Genomic DNA, 4,858 nt, shown 5'->3' on the forward strand with positions numbered 1-4,858 from the left:
GCGTTCTTCGACGCGCTGACCACCCCTGCGCAAGAGGTCCGGAACCTGCCCAAGGTCCTCTGGATGATCGTCAGCCAGGGTCCGGTCCGCGCCCCCGGGAGGACGGCCCGTCCCGCCCTGCGGGTCAGCGCGTGGTGGCCGCGGACAGGGCCTCGGCGAAGTGCATCATCGCGGAGACCGCCGAGGCGCCGTCGGCGGCCTCGCTCACCCGCAGTGTGAGGGGCTCCGCCGTGATCGCGCCGGTGTAGCCGTGGTCGAGCTCGCACGTCTCGTCGGCGCAGGCGGCCGGTTCGAGGTCGATGTTGGCGACGGCGCCCCAGTTGACCGACAGATTGACGCTGAGCACCAGTTCGCTCGGCAGGCTGCCCGGGGTGTACTGGGCCGGGTTGGGCACCACCCTGGTCAGGGCGACCGACTGGATGTTGCCCATCTGGATGCTGTCCGTCGTGGTGGACGCGTGCGAGGTGCCCTCCGTCTCGTTCGGCGGGTGCTCGTCCGTGTGGCACACCACGAGCCGGGTCGCGGTCAGCAGCATCACGGTGATGTGCCGCCGCATCTCCATCGCCGGGTCGAAGGTCGCCTCGTGGTGCACGATGAACGCCTCGGCGCTCTCGCCGCCCAGGGCCTGGGCGACGGCGTCGATCACCAGCGCGGGGTAGTACCCGCTGCGTTCGATCTCCAGTCGCCAGTCCGTGGACACGGCACGTGTTTTCCTCATACCCCTATCCTGCCCCTTTCCCGTGACACTTCGCGACCGGGCCGAGAAGCGGGCGGACCACCCCCTGATCAGAACGTCACCCCGCGCAGCCTCCGCGGCCCCGCGTCGGGCCGTACCTCGGGCGCCTCCCGCAGCCACATGCGCGCGCCCAGCACGTGGGCTCCGGTGGCGTTGACGAGGACAGGGTCCAGGTCCACGTAGCCGATCTCGGGAAACGCCTCCACCAGGCGCGACACCCGGATGAGGAGTTCCTCCAGCGCCTCCACGTCGGGCTGCTCCGCGAGCGAGGTCGCGCCCGCGGGGAGGCCGAACAGCAGGGGCGCCGCACGCACCGCGTGGATGAGGTCGGCGGCGTCCATGTCGGTGAGGGGCGCCAGGCGGAACGCCCGGTCGTCCAGGAGCTCGGCGGTCACGTCGGCCAGGCCGAACGAGACCACCGACCCGAAGGACTGGTTGTCCCCCGCGCGGATCACCGTGGGCACGCCGGGCGCGGCCATGCGCTGGACGACGAGCCCCGCCTCGGCGCCGAACCGGTCGTACAGCGACAGGAAGGCGCTGCGCACGTCCTCCGGCGTGCGCAGGTCCGCCCGGACGAACGCTCCCCCCGCACGGACCCGCAGGTCGGGCGAGTCGGCCTTGACGACCACCGGGTAGCCGAGGTGCCCGGCGGCGACCACGGCGCCCTCCGCCGAGGACACCGGGATGTCCGGGTAGGCGTTGATGCCGTAGCAGGACAGCAGGTCGCGGGCGTCCTCGCCGGAGATCGCCGTCTCCTCGTCGTAGCGGCGCTCGCCGCCGAACCAGGCGACGTCGTCCGCGGACGGCTTGGCGTTCCTGAGCGCGCGGACCAGCGTCGCGCGGGCACGGGCACCGTCGATGTCGGGCAGCTCGGGGTGGCGTCCCGGTTTGCGGTTGCGCCACTGCGTGTAGCGGGTCGCGTAGGCCAGGGCGCGGACCGCGTCCTCGGGCGAGGGGTAGGAGGGGACCGATCCGCGCAGGGTCTCGCCCCTGTCGCCGACGTGGCGCAGCTCCTCGGGGAGACCCTGGCGCCCCAGGTAGGTGGCCACGACGGGCTTGTCGGAGTTGAGCGAGCGCGCTCTGAGGACCCGCGCGACGTCGTCGGAGATGGGGTGGAGCGCGGGGATGAACACGACCACGACCGAGTGCACGTCGTCGGCCGCCAGGGCCGTCTCGAGCGCGAGGTCGAAGTCCTCGGCGGTGGCCTGGGGGCCGAGGTTGACCGGGTCGTGGGGCTTGAGGCCCTGACGCACCGCAGCGTCCTTGACCAGCAGCTCCAGGGAGTCGGAGTTGCCGATGACGCCCACCCGCGGCCCCTTGGGCAGGGGCTGGTAGGCGAACACCTGGGCGGCGTCGAACATCTGCGTGATGTCGTCGACCCGGACCACCCCGGCCTGCTGGAACAGCGAGGTGACGGCGTAGTCGGGCAGGGCGAGCCCTCCCGCCGCGTGGCCGGTGGGGGTGGTCTGCGCGGAACCGCCGCTGCGCACCGCCACGACGGGCTTCTGCTTGGCGAGGCGCCGGGCCAGGCGCGTGAACTTGCGCGGGTTGCCGAGCGACTCCAGGTACTGCAGGACGACCTCGGTGGCGGGGTCCTCCTGCCAGTACTGCATGAGGTCGTTGCCGGACACGTCGGCGCGGTTGCCCGCGGAGACGAACGTGGACAGGCCCATCCCGCGCTCGGCCACCCGCTGGAGGATGGCCCGCCCCAGGGCGCCGGACTGGGAGAAGAAGCCGATCGACCCCACCGGGGGCAGGTCGGGCGACAGCGTCGCGTTGAGCGACACCCGGGGATCGCTGTTGGCGATGCCCAGGCAGTTGGGGCCGACGACGCGCATGCCGGCGGCGCGGGCGGTGCGCACCAGCTCGTCCTGGCGCGCGCGGCCCTCCGGTCCGGTCTCGCCGAACCCGGAGCTGACCACGACCAGCCCGAGCACGCCCTTGTCCGCGCACTGCTCGACGACGTCGACGACCATGTCGGCGCGGACCGCCACGACGGCGAGGTCCACCTGGTCGGGGATGTCCAGGACCGAGGGGTAGGCGCGCACGCCCACGACGGCCTTGGCCTCGGGGTGCACCGGGTAGACGGGCCCCTGGAACTCGCCTCCGAGGAGGTTGCGCAGGGCCGTCTGGCCGATGGTGTGGGCGGTCCGGCTCGCGCCGATGACGGCGACCGAGTCGGGGAAGAGGAGCCGGGCGATGGAGCGCGACTCCGCGCGCTGCTCGCGGGCCCGCATGACCTCGGTGGAGTCGTCCGTGGGCTGGAGGTCCAGCGTCAGGCGGATGACCCCCTCGTCGAAGGTCTGCTGGGCGGTGTACCCGGCTTCGCGGAAGACGTTGATCATCCGCCGGTTCTCGGGCAGCACGTCGGCGATGAAGCGGCGCACCCCCCGTTCGCGCGCGGCCGCGCCGATGTGCTCCAGCAGCACCGACGCCAGGCCGCGGCCCTGGTGGCCGTCCTCCACGACGAAGGCGACCTCGGCCTCCTCGGGCGCGACCTTGTCGTAGCGCACCACGGAGACCAGGGAGTCGGAGATGGTGGCGACCAGGGCCACGCGGTCCTCGTAGTCGACCGTCGTGAACCGTTTCACATCGCGGTCGGAGAGCTTGGGGTAGGGCGCGAAGAACCGGTAGTAGATCGTCTCCGGGGAGAGGCGTGCGTGGAACTCGCGCAGCAGGTCGGCGTCTTCAGGGGTGATGGGGCGCAGGTGCGCGGTGCCTCCGTCGGTCAGGACGACGTCGGCTTCCCAGTGATTCGGGTAGGACTGCACGACTGCGAGACTAGACGACAAACGGTCGAATCCGGGGAAAGTCCATGCGGGCACCGCGAAAACGCCCCGGGGCGTCCGCACGGTACGCCCTCCCCGGCCCCCGGTCGGCCCGTGCGGGCTACCGGCAGCACGTGACGCAATGCTCATCGCGGGGGGCTCCCGGGGCGCGGCGACGCCCTCCACAGCGGCGATCGGCGCCCTTCCGCCGACGTGTGGCCGGGGCGCGTTCAGTTCGTTACACGCCGCTGACGGTTCACCTGTTAACGTCGTGCGAGCACGGATTCTTATAACCCTCGGTGGTGGCTGGCGAAATGACACGAGTGGTCGTGATCGGTGACCTGATGACCGACGCCGTCGCGCGCGCGTTCCACCCGTTGGCCCGCGGCAGCGACACTCCGGCGTCCGTGATCATGTATGGCGGGGGCTCCGGGGCGAACATCGCCTCGTGGCTGGCCGTGGAGGGTACCGACACCACCTTCGTCGGCCGCCGCGGCTCCGACATCACCGGCCGGACCCGTGAGATGGAGCTCATGGGCTACGGTCTGGACTCGCGCATGGTGATGGACCCCGAGCGGCCCACGGGGACCTGCGTGGTGATGATCACCCACCGGGGCGACCGCACGATGCTGAGCGACCCCGGCGCCAACGCCCGCCTCCAGCCCGAGGACCTCCCCCGCGACGTGTTCGGCCCCGACGGGCACCTGCACGTGTCGGGGTACACCCTGATCAACGCCGACTCCCGGCGCGCGGCCCGGGTGGCGCTGCGGATGGCCCGCGAGAGCGGGATGTCGATCTCGGTCGACGGCGGCTCGCACGCGCCGCTGGAGCGCGCGGGCGCCGAGAACTTCCTGGACTGGACCCAGGGCGCGCGGCTGCTGTTCGCCAACGTCGACCAGGCCAGGGTGCTGACCGGCCGGGAGGACCCCGAGGCCGCGGCGAAGGTGCTGACCGCCTGGTTCCCCAACGTGGTGCTCAAGCTGGGCCAGGGCGGCGGCCTGTGGGCGTCCAAGACCCGTGACGACTGCGTGACCGCTCCCGCAGAGCCGGTGGAGCCCTCCCCCGGTTCCGTGGGGGCCGGCGACGCCTTCATCGCGGGGTTCCTCCCGGCGTGGCTCGCCGGCCGCCATCCCAAGGAGGCGCTGGGCCGCGCCCACCGCCTGGCCGCGCGGGCCCTGCACCAGCCGGGCGCCCGACCCGACCTGGGGGAGGGCCAGCCCGTGCGGCGCGGCGCCCCCCGCGGCCAGCGCATCCGCTGACCCCGCACGCCTCCGTTCCGGCCGGGGGGGGGCGGCGGGGGCGCGGGCCCCCCCCCCGGGCCCGCCGGGGGCGAGGGGGGGGGGCGCCCCCCCCG

General features: G+C 73.0%; 3 protein-coding genes. 1 reads left to right on the plus strand and 2 read right to left on the minus strand.

Annotation, left to right across the window (positions count from 1 at the left end; translation table 11 throughout):
* Positions 1 to 124: 124 nt before the first annotated feature.
* Together ABZ234_RS33805 and ABZ234_RS33810 are read right to left on the minus strand one after the other, a co-directional pair.
* On the minus strand, positions 125 to 700 hold the full coding sequence (locus ABZ234_RS33805; RefSeq protein WP_355014753.1) for a DUF5998 family protein: 576 nt from the start codon (positions 698 to 700) through the stop codon (positions 125 to 127).
* 86 nt (positions 701 to 786) lie between these two features.
* Positions 787 to 3,507: a GNAT family N-acetyltransferase gene (locus tag ABZ234_RS33810; RefSeq protein WP_355014752.1), complete on the minus strand. Its 2,721-nt coding sequence runs from the start codon at positions 3,505 to 3,507 to the stop codon at positions 787 to 789.
* A gap of 320 nt (positions 3,508 to 3,827) precedes the next feature.
* On the opposite strand from ABZ234_RS33810, the gene ABZ234_RS33815 reads away from it, so the two are divergent.
* Positions 3,828 to 4,763, plus strand: coding sequence for a sugar kinase (locus ABZ234_RS33815; RefSeq protein ID WP_267950288.1), 936 nt, complete (start codon positions 3,828 to 3,830; stop codon positions 4,761 to 4,763).
* The last annotated feature ends 95 nt before the right edge of the window (positions 4,764 to 4,858 follow it).

Source organism: Nocardiopsis sp. NPDC006198 (assembly GCF_040613895.1).
GTDB classification, from domain to species: domain Bacteria; phylum Actinomycetota; class Actinomycetes; order Streptosporangiales; family Streptosporangiaceae; genus Nocardiopsis; species Nocardiopsis tropica.